The sequence below is a fragment of the Microbacterium sp. 1S1 genome (assembly GCF_008271365.1).
GTDB lineage: Bacteria > Actinomycetota > Actinomycetes > Actinomycetales > Microbacteriaceae > Microbacterium.
This window is the reverse complement of record NZ_CP043430.1, coordinates 3,334,321-3,353,125: the sequence shown is the minus strand read 5'-3', so window position 1 is coordinate 3,353,125 and position 18,805 is coordinate 3,334,321. Positions and strand designations below refer to the sequence as shown.

Annotated in this window: 13 protein-coding genes and 1 pseudogene; 12 read left to right on the top strand and 2 right to left on the bottom strand. The window is 72.7% G+C overall.

Going from position 1 to position 18,805, the window contains the following annotated elements:
* Window positions 1-23: 23 nt before the first annotated feature.
* The 8 genes and pseudogenes from FY549_RS16155 (at window position 24) to FY549_RS16120 (ending at window position 9,084) form a co-directional block, all read left to right on the top strand.
* Window positions 24-1,418, top strand: coding sequence for an NtaA/DmoA family FMN-dependent monooxygenase (locus tag FY549_RS16155; protein ID WP_149085882.1), 1,395 nt, complete (start codon window positions 24-26; stop codon window positions 1,416-1,418).
* Between the two features lie 132 nt (window positions 1,419-1,550).
* The gene (locus tag FY549_RS16150; protein ID WP_149085881.1) at window positions 1,551-3,185 is read left to right on the top strand and encodes a TIGR04028 family ABC transporter substrate-binding protein; all 1,635 of its coding nucleotides are present in this window, start codon (window positions 1,551-1,553) and stop codon (window positions 3,183-3,185) included.
* A gap of 16 nt (window positions 3,186-3,201) precedes the next feature.
* Window positions 3,202-4,182 (top strand): ABC transporter permease, encoded by a 981-nt coding sequence (locus FY549_RS16145; RefSeq protein WP_149085880.1) that lies wholly within the window; start codon window positions 3,202-3,204, stop codon window positions 4,180-4,182.
* Window positions 4,179-5,073: pseudogene (locus tag FY549_RS16140) on the top strand (ABC transporter permease). Before FY549_RS16145 ends, FY549_RS16140 begins: the two are co-directional and overlap by 4 nt.
* A gap of 114 nt (window positions 5,074-5,187) precedes the next feature.
* Window positions 5,188-6,780, top strand: coding sequence for a dipeptide ABC transporter ATP-binding protein (locus FY549_RS16135; protein ID WP_149085879.1), 1,593 nt, complete (start codon window positions 5,188-5,190; stop codon window positions 6,778-6,780).
* Window positions 6,777-7,847, top strand: a complete 1,071-nt coding sequence (locus tag FY549_RS16130; RefSeq protein WP_149085878.1) for a putative FMN-dependent luciferase-like monooxygenase — start codon at window positions 6,777-6,779, stop codon at window positions 7,845-7,847. The genes FY549_RS16135 and FY549_RS16130 overlap by 4 nt, the downstream gene beginning before the upstream one ends.
* On the top strand, window positions 7,844-8,479 hold the full coding sequence (locus FY549_RS16125) for a CMD domain protein (RefSeq protein ID WP_149085877.1): 636 nt from the start codon (window positions 7,844-7,846) through the stop codon (window positions 8,477-8,479). Before FY549_RS16130 ends, FY549_RS16125 begins: the two co-directional genes overlap by 4 nt.
* Window positions 8,476-9,084, top strand: coding sequence for an alkylhydroperoxidase domain protein (locus FY549_RS16120; RefSeq protein WP_149085876.1), 609 nt, complete (start codon window positions 8,476-8,478; stop codon window positions 9,082-9,084). Before FY549_RS16125 ends, FY549_RS16120 begins: the two co-directional genes overlap by 4 nt.
* Window positions 9,085-9,092: 8 nt before the next feature.
* Here FY549_RS16120 and FY549_RS16115 read toward each other — a convergent pair whose 3' ends face one another.
* Window positions 9,093-10,037 (bottom strand): zinc-binding alcohol dehydrogenase family protein, encoded by a 945-nt coding sequence (locus FY549_RS16115; RefSeq protein WP_149085875.1) that lies wholly within the window; start codon window positions 10,035-10,037, stop codon window positions 9,093-9,095.
* Between the two features lie 23 nt (window positions 10,038-10,060).
* Window positions 10,061-14,005 (bottom strand): ATP-dependent RNA helicase HrpA, encoded by a 3,945-nt coding sequence (gene hrpA / locus FY549_RS16110; RefSeq protein ID WP_149085874.1) that lies wholly within the window; start codon window positions 14,003-14,005, stop codon window positions 10,061-10,063.
* 63 nt (window positions 14,006-14,068) lie between these two features.
* On the opposite strand from hrpA, the gene FY549_RS16105 reads away from it, so the two are divergent.
* The 4 genes from FY549_RS16105 to FY549_RS16090 all read left to right on the top strand — a co-directional run bounded on the left by FY549_RS16105 (window position 14,069) and on the right by FY549_RS16090 (window position 18,722).
* Complete coding sequence (locus tag FY549_RS16105; RefSeq protein ID WP_149085873.1) at window positions 14,069-15,292, top strand: heparan-alpha-glucosaminide N-acetyltransferase domain-containing protein; 1,224 nt, start codon at window positions 14,069-14,071, stop codon at window positions 15,290-15,292.
* Window positions 15,293-15,346: 54 nt separating this feature from the next.
* A complete protein-coding gene (locus FY549_RS16100) occupies window positions 15,347-16,183 on the top strand; it encodes an aldo/keto reductase (protein ID WP_149085872.1) in 837 nt (278 codons plus the stop codon).
* 92 nt (window positions 16,184-16,275) lie between these two features.
* On the top strand, window positions 16,276-16,845 hold the full coding sequence (msuE, locus tag FY549_RS16095; RefSeq protein WP_149085871.1) for an FMN reductase: 570 nt from the start codon (window positions 16,276-16,278) through the stop codon (window positions 16,843-16,845).
* 74 nt (window positions 16,846-16,919) lie between these two features.
* The gene (locus FY549_RS16090; RefSeq protein WP_149085870.1) at window positions 16,920-18,722 is read left to right on the top strand and encodes a thioredoxin domain-containing protein; all 1,803 of its coding nucleotides are present in this window, start codon (window positions 16,920-16,922) and stop codon (window positions 18,720-18,722) included.
* The last annotated feature ends 83 nt before the right edge of the window (window positions 18,723-18,805 follow it).

Below are 18,805 nucleotides of genomic sequence, written 5' to 3'. Positions count from 1 at the left end.
GCCCGCGACCATACCGTGGCGGAATGACGGAACCTCTCGTGATCGGCGCGATGGTGCGCACCCTCGGCGCCTACCCCTCGGGCTGGCGGTACCCCGGAGCCCACCGCGACCCCGCAGGCGACGCCGCCATCCTCCGCCGCATCGCGAGGGAGGGGGAGGAGGCGGGGCTGGACTACCTCTTCTTCGGCGACTGGCTCGCGACGGGGCCCGATCTGGAGTTCCGCGACCCCTACCTGCTCGCCCGCATCGATCCGCTGAGCGCGGTCCTCTTCCTCGCCGGTGTGACCTCGCGGATCGGGCTCATCGCGACAGTCAACACCACGTATGCCGATCCGTACGCCACGGCGAGAGCGCTCGCCTCCCTCGACGTGCTCACGCAGGGCCGGGCGGGCATCAATCTCGTCACCGGCGCCGAACCGCGCGCCGCAGGCAACCACGGCCGTGACGCTCACGCCGACACCGAGACGCGCTACGACCGCGCGGAGGAGTTCGTCGCCGCTCTGCGCCGGCTCTGGGACTCCTGGGACGAGGACGCCTGGATCGCCGACGCCGAGCACGGCGTGCTCATCGATCCGGGCGGCCTGCGGCCCGCTGCCGTCGACGGCGCGCACGTGCGCGTCAGCGGCCCGCTCAACGTCGCCCGTCCGCCCCAGGGGCGCATCCCGATCGTGCACGCGGGCACCTCGTCGCGGTCGCGCGCGCTCGCCGCGACGGCCGCCGACCTCGCCCTCATCGCGGCCCCGACCCTCGCCGATGCCGTGGCCGCGCGGCGCCTGCTGCGGGAGATCGCCGCGGATGCGGGCCGCCCCGCGGAGGAACTGAAGGTCATCGCCCCCGTGCTCCCCGTGGTCGCGGAGTCCGACGCCGCCGCCCACCGGATCGTGCGGCGGCTGCTGGAGCTCGTGCCGCTCGCGGAGGAGTCGCAGCGGGGTCGTGTCGGCTTCCCGTCGAACCGCACGGTGGACGCCCTGGCCGACGCGCTGGAGGTGGCCGCCGATGACCCGCTGCGAGCCGCGCCCTTCGATGCCCGGGTGTCGGCCGCCGAGGCCGCACGCCTGGGGGAGCGAGGTGCGGTGCTCGTCGAACGACTCGCGCGGATCGCCGGGCTCCAGGTGGGGACGCAGGACGCCCCGACCTGGCGGCACCTCATCGCCGCGCACGCCGTCCCGGCGGCCTTCGTCGTCGGCGACGCCGGCGCGATCGCCGACCACTTCGAGCACTGGCGCGACGAGGGCGCCGCAGACGGCTTCAACGTCCTCTCCGCGTTCCAGCCCGCGCAGTTCGAGGCCTTCACGCGCCTCGCGGTCCCCGAGCTCCGTCGTCGGGACCTCCTCCGAACCCCGGAGGAAGCCGCCCGGAGTGCCCGCGCGGAGACGTTGCGCGACCGCCTCCGTGTGACGTCGCATGTCGGAGCGTGACCACGGGTGTCGTCTCGCGACAGCCGGAGTCCCCCGCCTCGCCCGTGGGCCCCGCCGCTTCCTACGGTGATCACCACCGAGACCCCGCTCTGAACCCGAGACCCCGCTTTCCGAACCCGAGGAGACCTCCACATGAATCGCCGCCTCATCCGCACCGCCGCCGTCGCGATCCCCCTCGTCCTGGCCGGCAGCCTCGCCGCCTGCGCGACCTCGCCCACCCCGGGAAACACTCCGGCGGATGCGGGAGACCCGGTCTCCGGCGGCACCCTGACCTACCTGGAGCACCAGGCCTACACGAACCTGTACCCGCCGCAGGCCGGGTTCTACCCGAACGGCGGCATCGTCAACAACATCGCCGCGCGGCTCACCTGGCAGAACCCGGAGACGCTCGAGATCGAGCCGTGGATCGCGGCGGAGTGGACCGTGAACGACGACGCCACGGAGTACACCTTCGAGCTGAACCCGGATGTGACGTTCTCGGACGGGACGCCGGTCGACGCCGCGGCGGTGGCGAAGAACTTCGACACGTACGGCCTGGGCGACGCGGAGCGCGGGCTCACCGTCTCGGAGGCGATCAACAACTACGCGGGCAGCGAGGTCGTCGATCAGGACACCGTGACCTTCCGCTTCAGCGCGCCGTCGCCCGGGTTCTTGCAGGCGACGTCGACCATCAACTCGGGCTTGCTGTCGCCGGAGACGCTGGACGGCACGATCGAGGACTTCGGCGCGGGCAACGCGGAGGAGATCATCGGTTCCGGTCCCTTCACCGTCACGGACGAGAAGCTCGGCACCGAGTACACCCTCACCGCCCGCGACGACTACGCCTGGGGCCCGGACAGTGCCGCGAACGACGGTCGTCCGTACCTCGATGCGGTCCACGTGCTCGTCACACCCGAGGACTCCGTCCGCATCGGGTCGCTGCTCGCGGGGCAGGCCGACTACGTCCGCTACGTCCAGGCGTTCGACGAGGACCGCGTCGAAGGAGCCGGCTTCACGCTGTACGCCCCGCAGACCCGCGGCGTGAACAACTCGATCGCCCTCCGGCCGGAGAACCCGCTGCTGGCCGACATCCGCGTGCGCCAGGCGATCATCGCCGCGGTCGACGCGCAGGAGGTCGTCGACACTCTGTTCACGGAGAACTACCCGGTCGCGACCTCGGTGCTCTCTTCCCAGGCTGCGGGCTACAAGGACGAATCCGCGTACTACGCCCACGACCCGGAGAAGGCGGAGGCGCTGCTCGACGAGGCCGGCTGGGAGCCCGGCGCCGACGGCATCCGCGAGAAGGACGGCGAGCGGCTGTCGATCACGGTCTACGAGGCCAAGCCGCAGCCGCTGTCGAAGCAGACCCTGGAGCTCGTGGCGCAGCAGCTCGCGGCCGTCGGCGTCGAGCTCACCGTCAAGCCCGGCGACGCGGGCAGCTACGCGGAGGACACGCGCGATCCGCTGAAGACGGGGTTCTATCACTCGATGGTCGGCCGTGCGGACCTCGACGTGATCAAGAGCCAGTACTTCACGAAGAACCGCGACGTGCTCATCTCGCAGGACACGACGCTCGACGAGCTCCTGCTCGCCGTCGCCTCCGAACCCGACGCGGAGAAGCGGGTGGCCGCCTCGCAGGCCGTGCAGGATTACATCGCGGAACAGGCGTACGTCATCCCGCTCTTCGAGGAGCCGCAGGTGTACGGCGCCGCGACGTACGTGCACGGCGTCGCGTTCGAGTCGGTCGGGCGCCCCACGTTCTCCGGCGTGTGGCTCGCGGAGCACTGAGGGCCGCGGTGACGCCATGATCTTCGTCCTCCGACGGGCCGGGCAGGCCGCGATCGTGCTGATCGCGGCCTTCACGGCGACGTTCTTCCTCCTGCAGCTGCTGCCGGGAGACGCGATCCTCATCAAGTTCTCCGACCCGAGCCTGGGGCTCTCGCCGGAGCAGCTCGACGACATCCGTGCCACCTACGGTGCCGACGTGCCGTGGGGGGAGCAGTACCTGCACGCGGGTCTCGGCTTCCTGGCGGGCGACTTCGGCTACTCGACCCAGTACGGCACGCCCGTACGGACGATGCTCGCCGAAGCGCTGCCCGCCACGCTGCTGCTCGCGGCGCTCGGGCTCCTGGTCGCCGTCGTGCTCGCGGTGCTGATCGCGGCGCTCTCCGCGCTCGCGCCGTTCGTCTGGCTGCGGGACGGTCTGCGGCAGGTGCCGGGACTGTTCGTCGCGGTCCCGGTGTTCTGGCTCGGCATCCTCCTCATCCAGGTGTTCTCGTTCGGACTCGGCTGGGTGCCGATCGTGGGAGCCGACCCCGTCAGCGGGCTCATCCTGCCCGTCCTCACCCTCGCCGTGCCGATCTCCGCGCCTCTCGCGCAGGTCCTGGTCCGATCCATCGACCGGGTGCAGGCGCAGCCGTTCGTGACCGTGGTGCGGGCGAAGGGCGCGCCGCCGGCGTGGGTGCTCACGCGATCGGTCGCCCGCAACGCCGCCGTCCCGACGCTCACCATCGCGGGGGTCCTGTTCGGGGAGCTCGTCGGAGGTGCGGTGGTCACCGAGACGGTCTTCGGCCGCACCGGCATCGGGCGCCTCACGGAGCAGGCCGTCGCGAACCAGGACATCCCGGTGCTGCAGGGGGTCGTGCTGCTGTCGGCCCTGGGATTCGTCCTCATCAGCTTCGCCGTCGACCTCGCCACGCCGCTCATCGATCCGCGGCAGCGTCGGTCGGCGCGCGTCGCCCGGTCGCGCCCCGTCCACCCCACCGCCCAGGAGGTGCCCGCATGACCGCTCCCGTGATCGCGGAGACGTCGATCGAGACGCCCGGTGCGCTGCCCGCGCCGCCCGCCCCGGCACCCCACTCCGCATCTCGGCCGCGAGGGCGCTCGCGTGCCTGGGGTTTGTACCTGGCGCTCGCGGTCGTCGCGGTGGCAGTGCTCTGGGCGGTGAGCCCCGCGGTCTTCGCCCCGGGCGATCCGCTGACGGGCGTGCCCGCCGACAAGCTCCTGCCACCGAGCGCGGCGCACTGGTTCGGGGACCGACGCCCTCGGCCGCGACCTCTTCGGCCGGGTCGTGCACGGCGCGGTGCACTCCCTGTCGGGGGCGCTCATCGCCGTGACGGTCGGCCTCGCGCTGGGGACGCTCCTCGGGGCCGTCGCCGGCGCGACCGGCGGCGTCGTGGACGACGTGCTGATGCGGATCGTCGACGTGCTGCTGGCGATCCCCGGGCTGCTGCTGTCGCTCTCCGTCATCATCCTGCTCGGATTCGGCACGGTGAACGCGGCGATCGCCGTCGGTCTGGGCAGCGTCGCCGCGTTCGCCCGGCTCATGCGGGCGGAGGTGGCGCGCGTGCGGCGCACAGAGTACGTCGAGGCGGCCTTCGGCAGCGGCGGCACCTTCGCCGCTGTCCTGCGCCGGCACGTGCTCCCGAACGCGCTCACCCCGATCATCGCGCTCGCCGCGCTGCAGTTCGGTACGGCGATCCTCGCCATCTCCACCCTCGGGTTCCTCGGCTACGGGGCCCCGCCGCCCACCCCCGAATGGGGGTTGCTGATAGCCGAGGGACGCAACTACATCGCGACCGCCTGGTGGCTCACGGCGCTCCCCGGTCTCGTGGTCGTCGCCGTCGTGCTCAGCGCCAATCGCATCAGCCACCGCCTCGGAAGGAGCTCGCGATGATCGAGCGCACGTCCTCGCCCGTGGCGATCTCGATCAGCCACCACCTCGGAAGGAGCTCGCGATGACACTGGCCACCCCTCCGGCCCCGTCCCCTCCGTCCTCACCGCGACGGACCTGCGGGTCTCGTACGCCGGCCGCGAGGTCGTGCACGGCGTCTCCTTCACCATCGCCGAGGGGGAGACCCTCGCCCTGGTCGGCGAGTCGGGCTCCGGCAAGTCCACCACGGCCCACGCTCTCCTCGGCCTCCTGCCGGAGGGCGGACGGGTCGAGGGCGGCCGCGTCCGACTCGGCGACCTCGACATCTCCGGTTGGTCCGAGCGTGCGCTCCGCGGCATCCGCGGGTCGGAGATCGGACTGGTGCCGCAGGACCCGACGACATCGCTCGACCCGGTGCGCCCCGTCGGCGTGCAGGTCGCGGAGGTGCTGCGCCTGCATGGGTATCGCGACCGGCGGTCCCGTCAGGCCCGGGTGCGGGAGCTGCTCGACCGGGTCGGACTCGACGACCCCGAGCTGCGGGCTCGCCAGTATCCGCACGAGCTCTCCGGCGGCATGCGGCAGCGGGTCCTCATCGCGACCGCGATCGCCCTCCGTCCGCGGCTGCTCATCGCCGACGAGCCCACGAGCGCCCTCGACGCCACGGTGCAGCGTCGGGTGCTCGACCTGCTGGACGAACTGCAGCGCGAGGAGGGCACGAGCATCCTGCTCGTGACGCACGACCTCGGCGTCGCCGCGGACCGGGCGGCGCGGATCGCGGTGCTGAAGGACGGCCGGATCGTGGAGCAGGGACCGAGTGCGCAGGTGCTCGCGGAGCCGGAGGACCCGTACACGCGGCAGCTCCTCGCCGACGCGCCCGCCTTCACGACCGGCTTCCGGCGCCCGGACGTGCCGCCGTTCCTCCGTGACGCCGCGGCGGTGGCCGCCGAGAAGCCCTACGAGATCGTGGCCGCGGGCCTCGTCAAGGACTTCCGGGTGGCGGGACGCGAGCGCTTCCGGGCGGTCGACGACGTCTCCTTCCGGGTGCGGCGGGGCACGACCCATGCGCTGGTCGGCGAGTCCGGATCGGGCAAGTCCACGACAGCGCGACTGGTCACGCGTTTCCTCCGTCCTGATGCCGGGACGGTGGAGCTCGCGGGGGAGGATGCCACGGCCGTCGAGGGAGCGCGACTGCGGGCGCTGCGCCGCCGCATCCAGCTCGTGTACCAGAACCCGTTCGCCTCCCTCGACCCGCGGCAGCAGATCGCCGACATCGTGGCCGAGCCGCTGCACAACTTCCGGATCGGTGGCCGGTCCGAGCGGCGTGACCGCGCGGTCGCGCTGCTCGAACGCGTGGCGCTGCCCGCGGACGTCGCCCGCCGCACGCCGGGTGAGCTCTCGGGCGGACAGCGGCAACGGGTCGCGATCGCGCGAGCGCTCGCCGTCGACCCCGAAATCCTCGTGCTCGACGAGGCCGTGTCGGCGCTGGACGTGACGGTGCAGGCGCGCATCCTCGAACTGCTCTCCGCGCTCCAGGCCGAGCTCGGACTCACCTACCTCTTCATCTCGCACGACCTCGCCGTGGTGCGCCGCATCAGCCACACCGTCTCGGTGATGCACCGCGGGCGCGTCGTGGAGGACGGGCCGACCGAGGAACTGTTCCACGATCCGCAGCACGAGAAGACCCGGGAGCTGCTGGCCGCGGTTCCCGGCCGAACGGAGATCACTGCATGAGTGCCACCGCTCCCCGCCCCACCGTCGCGTTCTTCACCCGGCTCCTCGACGACGCGTCCCCGGCCGACCGCTACCGCCTCGCGCTGGCGCAGATCCAGCATGCCGAACGACACGGGGTGGGAAGGGCCTGGGTGGCGCAGCATCACTTCCGAGCGGCGGAAGGCGGGCTGCCCTCGCCGCTCGTCTTCCTCGCGCACGCGGCGGCGCGCACGGCACGGATCCGGCTGGGCACCGGGATCATCACGCTGCCCCTCGAGGACCCGGTTCGCGTGGCCGAGGACGCGGTGGTGGCCGACCTGCTCGCGGACGGCCGGATCGACCTCGGGCTCGGCAGCGGCGGCACCCCGTCATCCTTCGCTCCCTTCGGCGAGGACGTGCGCGACAAGGGGCCCACCTACGACCGCAAGCTCGGCGCCCTGCTCGACGCTCTCGCAGGCCGGGACATCGGTGCGGGGAACACGCTGTATCCGGACGCGGGGTCGCTGGCCGCGCGGATCTGGCAGGCGACGTTCTCGGCCCCCGGCGGTCATCGGGCGGGCATCCACGGCCACGGGCTGCTGCTGTCCCGCACGCAACCTCGCCCCGACGGCCGCCTGCACGCGCCGCTGTCCGCTCTGCAGGACCCCATCATCGACGCCTACCTCGACGCGCTGCCCACCGGCGCGACGCCGCGGATCACCGCCTCCCGCACCGTGTTCGTGGCGGACGACCGTGCCGAGGCGCTGCGGTTCGCCGAAGTCGGTCTGCGCCGTGCGGCCGAGGGCTTCCGCCGGCAGGGTCAGACGATCCCCGGAGACGACCTCGACGATCTCATCGTCGCGCTCGACACGCATCTGGGCACCCCCGAGGAGGTCGCCGCCTCGCTCGCCGCCGACACGACCCTGCGCCGCGCGACCGAAGTGGCGTTCCAGGTGCACTCGGTCGACGCGCCGCACGCTCACGTCCTGCGGTCGATCGAGCTGTTCGCGACCGAGGTCGCTCCGGCCCTCGGCTACGCGCTGACCCCGCCCGACCCCGAGACCACCCGCACGTCCACGACTACCCCCACCGTGAAGGAGAACGCATGACCGCCGATATCGTCGACCAGCTGACGGGGGTGACGCCGGAGCTGGATGCGCTGCGTCGTCGCCGTCCCGTGACCAGGGAGCAGCTCCAGGCGAGCTTCGACGCGCTCTTCCACCCGGTCTCCGCGGCGCACGTCTCGCTCGCGGAGCGCGCGCTCATCGCGGCGTTCGCGACCGCGCTCGCCGGTGCCGACGACCCCACGGCGGAGTTCTACGCCGGGAGGGCCCGCGAGGTCGACCCGGAGCGCGCCGTGATCGTCGCCCGGGAGGCAGCGGCCGCCGCGACCACCGGACCGTTCGGCGCCTACACCGAACGCGGACTGGAGGCCGAGAGCACCGACGGCGCGCGGTACGTGCCGGACGAGGCGGCGTCGGCGACCCTGGGGGAGCGTCTCGCGGCGGCTCTCGCGCACACGCACCTGCTGGTGTTCCGTCCCCGCGAGGCATCCGGCGGCGACCTCGGTCGCCTGCACGACGCCGGCTGGTCGACGGACGGCATCGTCACGCTGTCGCAGCTCGTGTCGTTCCTCGCCTTCCAACAGCGGGTCGTCACCGGCCTGCGGGTGCTCCAGGACGCCGGGCTGACCGCCACCGCCACAGACACCGACACCGACACCGACGAGGAGGCCGCATGACCGCCGCCGACACCGTGCTCCGGCACGACGACGCCCCCTATCCCGACGCCTTCACCCGCGCCGAGGTCGGCTGGACGCCGCACCTCGCGCCGCTGGCGGAGGAGGATCTCACCCCGCGTCACCTCGACGGCCTCGTCGACGCCGCCCGGGCGAAGAACGAGTACTTCCGGCTGCTCGCCCGCGACCCGGAGGTGCTGCGCGCCCGCACCCTCGTCGACAAGGACATCTTCTACAACACCGCGGAGGGGCTGCCGCGCGCCGAGCGGGAGCTCGCGGCCACGGCCGCCTCCCGCCGCAACGGCTGCGTCTTCTGCGCGTCGGTGCACTCCCGGTTCGCGGCGCACCACGTCAAGCGACCGGAGGACGTCGACGCCCTCCTGGCTGAGGGCGTGGACGCGGACCTCGGGGAGCGCTGGAACGCGATCGTGGCCGCCGCGGTCGCGCTGACCGATACGCCCCGCGCGTTCGGTCCCGAGCACATCGCGCGCCTCCGTGCGGCCGGACTGGACGACCTCGAGATCGCGGATGTCGTGCACGGCGCGGCCTTCTTCAACTGGGCGAACCGGCTGATGCTCTCGCTCGGCCGGCCCGTCGCTCCCGCCTGACCTCGCGGTCAGGGGACGAGGATGATCTTCCCCGAGGCGGCGCCGGCCTCCATGAGCTCATGGGCCCGCGCCGCCTCGGCGAGAGGCAGCTCCGGACCGAGCTCGATCGTGAAGTCGCCGGCCGCCAGCAGGTCGACCGTCTTCTGCAGCGCTTCGGCGCGCCACGCCAGCTCCTGCGGCGTGAGCGGCTTGGGGGAGCCTCCGGAGAACGCCCGGATGCCGAAGTCGGCCGCGTCGGGACCGCGGACGATGGTCGCGATGCGGTCGCGGTCGGCAACCAGGGCGAGGGAGGTCTCGATCGCCTCGTCAGTGCCCGCGCAGTCCAGGACGACGGTCACGGGGGAGGGGGCCGCCTCGCGGACGCGGTGAAGCAGGCCGTCGCCGTAGGCCACGGGGATCGCGCCGAGCTCACGGAGCTGGTCGTGCCGGGCGGGGCTCGCGGTGGCGATCACCGTCGCGCCCCCGGCGACCGCGAACTGCACGGCGGCCTGCCCGACCGCACCCGAACCCGCGTGGACGAGAAGCACGTCCTCGGCCGTCACGCCGAGCGAGCGGAGGGACTGATAGGCGGTTCCAGCGGGGATGCCGATCGCTGCCCCCTCGGCCGCGGTGACGGCGTCCGGGAGCTTCACGAGCTTGTCGGCCTCGACCGCGAGGGCGGAGGCGTACGTGCCGAGCGTGTCACGGATCGCGACGCGGTCGCCGACCTCCAACCCGTCCACGCCCTCGCCCAGCACCTCGATCACCCCGGCGCCGTCGAACCCGACCGGACGCGGCTCGGTGATCGGCGCAGAGGGACGCTTGCCGCTGCGGAGCTTCGCGTCGATGGGGTTGGCGCCGGCCGCCTCGATGCGCACGAGCGCCTCGCCGCGGACGGGCACAGGGTCCGGCACCTCCATGAGGTGCAGGACGGCGGGGGATCCGAACTCGGTGTAGACGATCGCGCGGGTCATTCCCTCAGGCTACCCGGCGGAGGTCACTTCCCCGCGAGCGCCTTGGTGATCCGCTGCGGCGACACCGGCTGCGCGGTCCCGAGGCGCTGGGCGAAGACGCTGACCCGGTATTCCTCCAGCAGCCAGCGCACCTCGACGATCGCAGGGGGAGCGTCGGGCGCGAGCGGGATCGTGCCGCCGGCGTCCGCGAACAGCACCGCCATGCGCTCGAACTCGGTCATCCGTGCGCGGTCCTTGCCCGGCTCGTTCGCCAGGGTCTTCAGCCGCTCGATCATGCCGTCGAGGTACCGGGGGAAGTGGGCGAGGCGGTCGACCCCCGCCGCCGCGACGAACCCCGGGTGCAGGAGCCCGGAGAGCTGGGTGCGGATGTCGTTCAGTGGGCCGAGCAGCGACAGGGAGTTCTGCGCTTTGATGCCCCGCTCCACCTCCCGTGCCTTCGTGAGGATGCGGGCGACGAGCGAGACGCAGGCGAAGAGCTCGTCGACGAGCACGGCCGACACCGCGTCCCGCACGCGGGCGAACTCGGCCTCGGTGCGCAAGATGCCGCGATCCCGGTCGTCGGCGGCCCCCGTCGACGCATCGATCACCCGACGGGCGACCGCGGCTCGGCAGTCCTCGATGAGGGCGGCGGCTGAGGGGTACGGTGACGCGGCGAGTGCGAGTTTCTCCTGGCTTGTGAGGTGCTGCTGCACGTACGAGGACGGCGACGGCACCGCGAGCAGGACGAGACGCAGCACGCCATCGCGTGTGGCGGCGGCTGCGGCGTCGGGGGTCGCCTCGACCCGCACCGACACGCTCTTGCCGGCGTCGACGATGGCGGGGTACCCGCGCACCACGCCGCCGGCGACCTTCGTGTCGATGACCGCCGGGAGGTCGCCGAACGTCCACGCCGTCAGGCCGGTCTGCTCGACGGGCGCGGCGGCCACGCGCTCCGCGCCGCGCGGTCCCGGTGCCTCCGCGCGCCCGGGGCGGGCGATGGAGCGGGCGACGCTGGTGCGCGCCCGGTCGGAGAGCTGCGCCTGCAGCGCGGGGAGGTCGCGTCCCGAGCCGACCACGCGTCCCCGCTCGTCGACGGCGCGGAAGTTCATGCGCAGGTGCGCCGGGACCCGTTCGTCGTCGAAGTCGGCTGCCGTCACGAGCTGGTTCGCCAGGGGCTGCACGAGCCGGGCGAGTGCCTCCTTGAGGGTGCGCGGGGGCAGGCCACCGTGCACCTCCGGCCCTTCGTCGGCCAGCGCCGCCCCGAACTTCTCCGCCCAGTCGGCGGCGGGGACCACGTGGCGCCGGATGGCCTTGGGCAGCGCTCGGAGCAGTCCGGTGACGAGCTCGGCGCGGAGCCCTGGCACCTGCCAGTCGAAGCCGCGGTCCTCGATCTGGGCGAGCAGCGGCAGCGGGACCACGACGCTCACGCCGTCGTCGGGGGCGCCCGGCTCGAACCGGTAGGCGAGGCCGAGCACCTGGTCGCCCTGCGTCCACCGGGTCGGGAACTCACGCTGGTCGGCGCGATCCTCGTCGTCGATGAGGTCGCTCTCGCGCATCACGAGCAGCTTCGGCGTCGTCGTCAGCGCCTCGCGCCACCACTTCTCGAACGACCGCACGTCGAACACGTCGGCGGGGATGCGCTCGTCGTAGAAGCGGAAGACGGCCTCGTCGCCGGCCAGGATGTCGCGGCGCCGCTCACGCTCCTCGAGCTTCTCCAGGCGGCGGCGGAGCTCGGCGTTGCTGCGCCAGAACGCGCTGACCCGCTTGTCGATGCGGGAGGGGTCCCATTCGCCCTCGACGAGTGCATGGCGGACAAAGAGCTCGCGCGAGGCGGCGCGGTCGATGCGGGCGAACTGCACACGACGGCGCGGGATGATCTCGACCCCGAACAGGGTGACCTTCTCGAACGCCACGGCAGCGCCGGCGTCCTTGGACCAGTGCGGCTCGGTGACCTGGCGCTTCGCGAGGTCGCCGGCGAGGGGCTCGGCCCAGGCCGGGTCGATCGCGGCGACCGTGCGGGCGAAGGTGCGGGAGGTCTCCACGATCTCGGCGGCCATGACCGCCCGGGGACTCTTCTTGCGCAGCCCCGATCCCGGGAAGATCGAGAACCGGATGCCCCGCGCGCCCCGGTACTCGGTGATCCGGCGGCGGGCGTCCTTCGCGGGCGCGTGGCTCTTCCCCGCGGGCGCCGTGCGCTCGTCGAGGATGCCGAGCTGCGACAGCAGGCCGGACAGCAGCGCGCGGTGGATGGCGTCGGGATCGGCCGCGCCGCCCGGCTCCGCCCCGCGGTCGGGGCTCTTCACGAGGGTCCGCAGCTGCCGGTGCACGTCGAACCACTCGCGGACCCGCACGTAGTTGAGGTGCTCGCTGCGGCACAGCCGCCGGAACGCGCTGGAGCCGAGTTCGCGCTGCCGATCGCGGAGGTGGTTCCAGAGGTTCAGGAGCGTGAGGAAGTCGCTCGTCGGATCGACGAAGCGTGCGTGCAGCCGGTCGGCCTCCTCGCGGCGCTCCTCCGGTCGCTCCCGGACGTCCTGGATGGACAGCCCGGCGACGATCGCGAGCACGTCCCGCAGCACGGACGGGCCCCCCGGGCCGGTCGAGGGACGCTGAGCCTCGATGAGCATCCGCGCGAACCGCGGGTCCATCGGCATGCGGGCGATGTCGCGTCCGATGCGGGTGAGATGGGGGGCGTCTTCCGGCCCGCGGGCCGGGCGAACGGCGCCGAGCTCGGTGAGCAGGTCGAAGGCCGCCTTCACGCCACGGGAGTCGGGCGGGGTGAGGAAGGGGAACGCGGTGATGTCTCCGAAGCCCAGAGCGAGCATCTGCAGGATGACGGAGGCGAGGGACGTGCGCAGGATCTCCGGTTCGGTGAACTCGGGACGCCGCGCGTAGTCCTCCTCGGAGTAGAGGCGGATCGCGATGCCGTCGCTCGTGCGTCCGGCGCGGCCGGAGCGCTGATTCGCGGACGCCTGCGAGATGGCCTCGATGGGCAGCCGCTGCACCTTCGAGCGGTTGCTGTAGCGGGAGATGCGGGCCGTGCCGGTGTCGATGACGTACTTGATGCCGGGCACCGTGAGGCTCGTCTCGGCGACGTTCGTCGCGAGCACGACCCGGCGACGGACGCCGGCCACGGTGCTGCGCTCGAACACCCGGTGCTGCTCTGCGGCGGAGAGCCGGCCGAACAGGGGGAGGACCTCGGTGGGCGAACGGTCCTTCGCGTAGGCGGCGCGCACGGCGTCGGCCGCGTCCCGGATCTCCGCCTCGCCCGGCAGGAAGACGAGGACGTCGCCGCGGGCCTCCCCGTCCAGTTCACGCAGCGCCGCGACGATCGCGCTCACCTCGTCCTCCGGGTCGCCGGGGCCCGGGTCAGCCTCCGCGTTCTCCTCGACGAGCGGACGGTAGCGGATCTCGACGGGGTAGGTGCGCCCCGACACCTCGATGACGGGCGCCGGGGTGCCGTCGGCGGCGGCGAAGTGTCGCGCGAAGCTCTCCGGGTCGATCGTGGCCGAGGTGATGATCACCTTGAGGTCAGGACGCTCCGGGAGGATGCGGGCGAGGTAGCCGAGCAGGAAGTCGACGTTGAGGGAGCGCTCGTGGGCTTCGTCGATGATGATCGTGTCGTAGCGCGTGAGCAGCCGGTCGCGGTGGATCTCGTTGAGGAGGATCCCGTCGGTCATCAGCGCGATCCGGGTCTCGTCGGACACCTTGTCGGTGAAGCGCACCTTGTAGCCGACGAGCGTGCCGAGCTCGACCTGCAGCTCCTCCGCGACGCGCTCCGCGATCGTGCGGGCGGCCAGTCGGCGAGGCTGGGTGTGGGCGATGCGCTCGCGTCCCAGCTCCAGGGCGATCTTCGGCAGCTGCGTGGTCTTGCCGGATCCCGTCGCGCCCGCGACGATGACGACCTGGTGGTCCCGGACGGCGTCGGCGATCTCGTCCCTGGCCGCGCTGACGGGCAGCTCCGGGGGATAGGAGATCACGGGGGAGGACATAGCCCTCCATCGTATGCCGGGATGTACGCGGGGGCCGCCGCGATCGCCGCATACGATCATCGGGTGACGACTGCTCTTCCTCCCGGGCGCTGGTTCCGCGATTTCGGACGCCCCCCGCGCATCCTCGGGCTCGACGTCGCGCGGGGTCTGGCGATCCTGGGCATGGCCGGCGCCCACGTCGGCATGACGGAGGCCTTCCAGTGGGGCGACCCGACCACGTGGACCGACCTCGTGCACGGCCGTTCGTCGATCCTCTTCGCGCTGCTCGCCGGCGTCTCGATCGCCCTCATGACGGGACGGGACGAGCTCCCGGAGCCGGAGCGCCTCCCGGGCATCCGGCTGAATCTCGTCGGCCGTGGTGCCGTGATCTTCCTCATCGGCCTCGCCCTGGAGCTCCTCAACACGCCCATCGCCGTGATCCTCACGCTCTACGGATTGCTCTACGTCGCGGTCATCCCGGTGCTGCGGTGGCGCCCGCGGCGACTGCTCCTCGGTGCCGCGGTCCTCGCTCTCGCCGGGCCTGCGCTGCTCGCCCTGATCAACGCGCTCGCGTTGCAGCCGTACGGCGCGGGCATCGGCTTCGTGCTCTACGGCACCTACCCGATCACGGTGTGGCTGGCCCTCGTGCTGGGCGGCATGGCCCTGGGTCGGCTCCGCGTGCAGAAGAAGCGCACGGCCGTCGTCGCCCTCGTCGTCGGCGTAGTGCTCGCCGCGGTCGGGTACGGCCTGGGCGCCGTCGGAGCGGCGGCCGGTGTGGCCGAGACCGGGTCGATGGCGTCCTCGTCGAGCGAGTACTCCGGGGATGAGAGCACGGGAGGCCTCCCCGGTGGAAGCCTGTCGTCCTTCCTCCCCGACGACCCGAGCCCGGTCTCCGGATGGGAGAGCTACCCGGAGGCCCTCCTCGCGACGGATCCGCTCGGTTCCGTGGTCCGCGCCGTCTTCGCCGTCGACCCGCACAGCGGCGGGACGGCGGAGATCCTCGGTTCCGGGGGCTTCGCGCTTGCAGTGGTCGCCCTGTGTCTGCTGCTCAGCCGCCCGCTGCGCTGGGTGCTGCTGCCCGTGGGTGCTCTCGGCTCCATGCCGCTCACGGCGTACAGTCTGCACGTGGTCTCCGTGGTTCTCGTCGCCGGCCCCGGCGGCTTCGTGTCGGACAACACGTTCTGGGCCGCCACCGCCGTGACGCTGCTGCTCGCGGCGACGCTCTGGTCGATGTTCGTCGGCCGCGGGCCTCTCGAGCGCCTGGTCGGGAAGGGCGCAGCCGCGATGGCCGCGGTACCCCGCCACTGACGCTTTCCGTCATCCGCAGGCCCTACCTGTCATCACAGGTCCTAGGCTGGAGCAATGACCATTCCTGCACTCGAACTGAACGACGGCAACTCCATCCCCCAGTTGGGCTACGGCGTCTTCCAGGTGCCGCCGGCAGAGACCGAGAAGGCGGTGAGCGAGGCCCTCGAGATCGGCTACCGCCACATCGACACCGCGGCGATCTACGGCAACGAGGAGGGCGTGGGCGCGGCCATCGCGTCGTCGGGCATCCCGCGCGACGAGCTCTTCGTGACCACGAAGCTGTGGAACGACCGCCACCACGACGACGAGCCGCGCGCTGCCATCGGCGAGAGCCTCGAGAAGCTCGGCCTCGAGCAGGTCGACCTCTACCTCGTGCACTGGCCGACCCCGGCGAAGGACGACTACGTCCACGCGTTCGCGAAGCTCATCGAACTGCGGGACGCCGGTCTGACCCGCAGCATCGGCGTCTCGAACTTCCTCGTCCCGCATCTGGAGCGCACGGTGAAGGAGACCGGCGTCGTCCCGGCCGTGAACCAGATCGAGCTCCACCCCGCCTACCAGCGCCGCGAGGAGGTCGCCTGGGCGAACGCGAACGGCGTCCGCATCGAGGCCTGGGGTCCGCTCGGCCAGGGCAAGTACGATCTCTTCGGCGCTCCGGCGGTCGCCGATGCGGCTGCGGCGCACGGCGTCACCCCCGCCCAGGCGGTCCTGCGTTGGCATCTGCAGAAGGGCATCATCGTCTTCCCGAAGTCGGTGCGTCCCGAGCGGCTGCGGGAGAACCTCGACGTGTTCGGCTTCGAGCTGACGGATGCCGAGATCGCCGCGATCGACGCTCTCGACCCGCTCGACGGCTCCGGCCGGGTGGGCTCGCACCCCGACGAGGTCAACTGACCAGGAGCCTCGCTCCGGAGCACGAACGTTCCAGATGACGCCCCGTGTCGCTTCCCGCGACACGGGGCGTCCGCGTGGGTACCGTCGAGCGCATGACAGCTCCGCTCCGCGTCGTCGCCGTCTCGGGCTCCCTGCACGAACCGAGCAAGACCACCGCCCTCCTCCGTGCGATCACCGCCGCGGTCGCCGAGCGCGCCCCCGTCGACGCGCGGCTGATCGAACTCACGCAGATCGGGCCGTCCCTCGCCGGTGCTCTGCGCCGTGACCAGCTTCCGCCCGAGGTGGAGGCGTCCCTGCAGGCCATCGAGACCGCCGACCTGCTCATCGTGGGAAGCCCGGTGTATCGCGCCTCGTTCACCGGTCTGTTCAAGCACCTGTTCGATTTCGTCGACCAGTACGCGCTCGTCGGCACGCCGGTGCTCCTCGCGGCGACCGGAGGCGGCGAGCGGCACGCGCTCATGATCGAGCACCAGCTGCGCCCGCTCTTCGCGTTCTTCCAGGCGCTCACCCTGCCGCTCGGGGTGTACGCGAGCACCACCGACTTCGACGGCTACGACGTGGCGACGGAGGTGTTGCGCTCGCGCATCGCCTTGGCCGCCGACCGCGCCCTCCCGCTCGTCGGCTACACCGCGACCCGTCCCGCGGGACTGCTGGTCGGTTGAGCCTGACCCGTCCGGTGGGGCTGCTGCTCGGCTGATCCCGCCCTCACCCCGCGTCCCCGGCGTAGCGTGGGGACATGACGAACCGTCTCGCCGACACCCTCAGTCCGTACCTGCGGGCGCACGCCGACAACCCCGTCGACTGGTATCCGTGGGGGGAGGAGGCGTTCGCCGAGGCCCGCCGTCGCGACGTCCCGATGCTGATCTCGATCGGCTACTCCACGTGCCACTGGTGCCATGTGATGGCGAGGGAGTCGTTCGCCGATCCGGAGACCGCCGCGCGCATCAACGAAGGGTTCGTGGCGGTCAAGATCGACCGCGAGGAGCATCCGCACGTCGACGGCGCCTACATGGCCGCCGCGTCGGCGTTCACGCAGAACCTGGGCTGGCCACTGACGGTGTTCACCACGCCCACCGGCCGCGCGTTCTACGCGGGGACCTACTGGCCGCCCGAGGCACGGCCGACGATGCCCGCGTTCCGCGACGTGCTGGCCGCCGTGCGGGAGGCGTGGACGACGCGCCGCGCGCAGGCCGAGGAGTCTGCGGACGCGGTGACCGCGGCGCTCGCCGAAGCGGCAGCGACCTCAGGGTCAGACGTCCCTGACTCCGCGGCGCTCGCCGAGGCCGCCCGCGGGCTGGCCGCCAGGGAGGACACCGAGTTCGGCGGCTTCGGCGGCGCTCCGAAGTTCCCGGTGGCCACGACCCTGCGATTCCTGCAGGAGCCCCTCATCCGCGAGACCGCCCCGGAGGCGGCGGCCGCAGCAGGGCGCGCGCTCGCGGCGATGGCGGACTCGGATCTGCGTGATGCCGACGGCGGGTTCTTCCGCTACGCGACCAGGCGGGACTGGACGGTGCCGCACTACGAGCGCATGCTGACCGACAACGCCCAGCTGCTCGAGGTCGCCCTCGACGCCGGGGACGAGGAGACGGCCCGCGGCATCGCCCGCTTCCTGCTCGGCACGCTCCGGCGGGAGGGCGGCGGCTTCGGGGCCGCCCAGGACTCCGAGTCATGGATCGACGGCATCCGCAGCGAGGGCGGCTACTACCTCCGCCCGGTCGCGGAGCGCGCCGACCTGGAGCCGCCGGCGGTGGACGGCAAGGTGATCACCGGCTGGAACGGCCTCGCGATCGCCGCGCTCGCTCGGGCCGGCGCCGCGCTCGGCGAGGACGCGTGGATCGCCGCGGCCGCAGACGCCGCCGCTGCCGTCCTCGGCACCAATCGCGGCCCGGACGGCGCTCTCGTCCGCGCGTCACTGGACGGGCGGTCCTCCGCCGCCGTGGCGACCCCGGCCGACCTCGCCCTCCTCGCCGACGGCCTGTTCGCCCTCGCGGCAGCGACGGGCGACGTCGCTCCGGCGGTCACGGGTCGCGACCTCCTCGACGAGGTGCTGGACGGCGCCGCGGGGGACGACCCGCTGCTCCGCGCGCAGGGCATCGCCGCCTCGCCCGACCACACCGATGGCGACCTTCCCTCCGACTCGGCGGCAGTCGCGCAGGCCGCGCTCACCGCCTGGCGTCTCGGGGCGGGGGACCGCTACCGCGCGGCGGCGGCCGAGCGGGTGGAGGCACTCGCCTCCCGGGCGCTCGCGCAGCCCTTCGCCCACGGCAGCCTGCTGCGGGTCGCCGCCGGTCTCGCCGCCGCGCCCCGTCAGCTCGTCGTGGTGACGGAGGAGTCCGGCGGAGCACTCGCCGCCGCCGCCCGCGGAGCCGATGCCGAGGTCGTCGCGGTCGTCACCCCCGCCCAGGCCGCCGCGTTCGCCGCCGCGGGGTTCGAGCTGTTCGCGGGTAAGGCGGCGGGGCCAGAGCGCGCCTACGACTGTCGTGCCTTCGTGTGCCGCCTTCCGGTGAGTGATCCGGCCGAGGTGTCCCGCGCACGGTGAGACCGGGGTCGCCCCGCCGTGTGACGCGGTGACACACGCTCCCGGGGTCAGTCCTGTGCATTCTGCCTACCGAGAGGCGTCCG

Bases quoted from the DNA above. Each gene is read 5' to 3' on its own strand.
- FY549_RS16150 (WP_149085881.1), top strand. From the start codon at position 1,551: ATGAATCGCCGCCTCATCCGCACCGCCGCCGTCGCGATCCCCCTCGTC.
- FY549_RS16125 (WP_149085877.1), top strand. From the start codon at position 7,844: ATGACCGCCGATATCGTCGACCAGCTGACGGGGGTGACGCCGGAGCTG.
- FY549_RS16145 (WP_149085880.1), top strand. From the start codon at position 3,202: ATGATCTTCGTCCTCCGACGGGCCGGGCAGGCCGCGATCGTGCTGATC.
- FY549_RS16120 (WP_149085876.1), top strand. From the start codon at position 8,476: ATGACCGCCGCCGACACCGTGCTCCGGCACGACGACGCCCCCTATCCC.
- FY549_RS16090 (WP_149085870.1), top strand. From the start codon at position 16,920: ATGACGAACCGTCTCGCCGACACCCTCAGTCCGTACCTGCGGGCGCAC.
- msuE (WP_149085871.1), top strand. From the start codon at position 16,276: ATGACAGCTCCGCTCCGCGTCGTCGCCGTCTCGGGCTCCCTGCACGAA.
- FY549_RS16100 (WP_149085872.1), top strand. From the start codon at position 15,347: ATGACCATTCCTGCACTCGAACTGAACGACGGCAACTCCATCCCCCAG.
- FY549_RS16115 (WP_149085875.1), bottom strand. From the start codon at position 10,037: ATGACCCGCGCGATCGTCTACACCGAGTTCGGATCCCCCGCCGTCCTG.
- hrpA (WP_149085874.1), bottom strand. From the start codon at position 14,005: ATGTCCTCCCCCGTGATCTCCTATCCCCCGGAGCTGCCCGTCAGCGCG.
- FY549_RS16130 (WP_149085878.1), top strand. From the start codon at position 6,777: ATGAGTGCCACCGCTCCCCGCCCCACCGTCGCGTTCTTCACCCGGCTC.
- FY549_RS16155 (WP_149085882.1), top strand. From the start codon at position 24: ATGACGGAACCTCTCGTGATCGGCGCGATGGTGCGCACCCTCGGCGCC.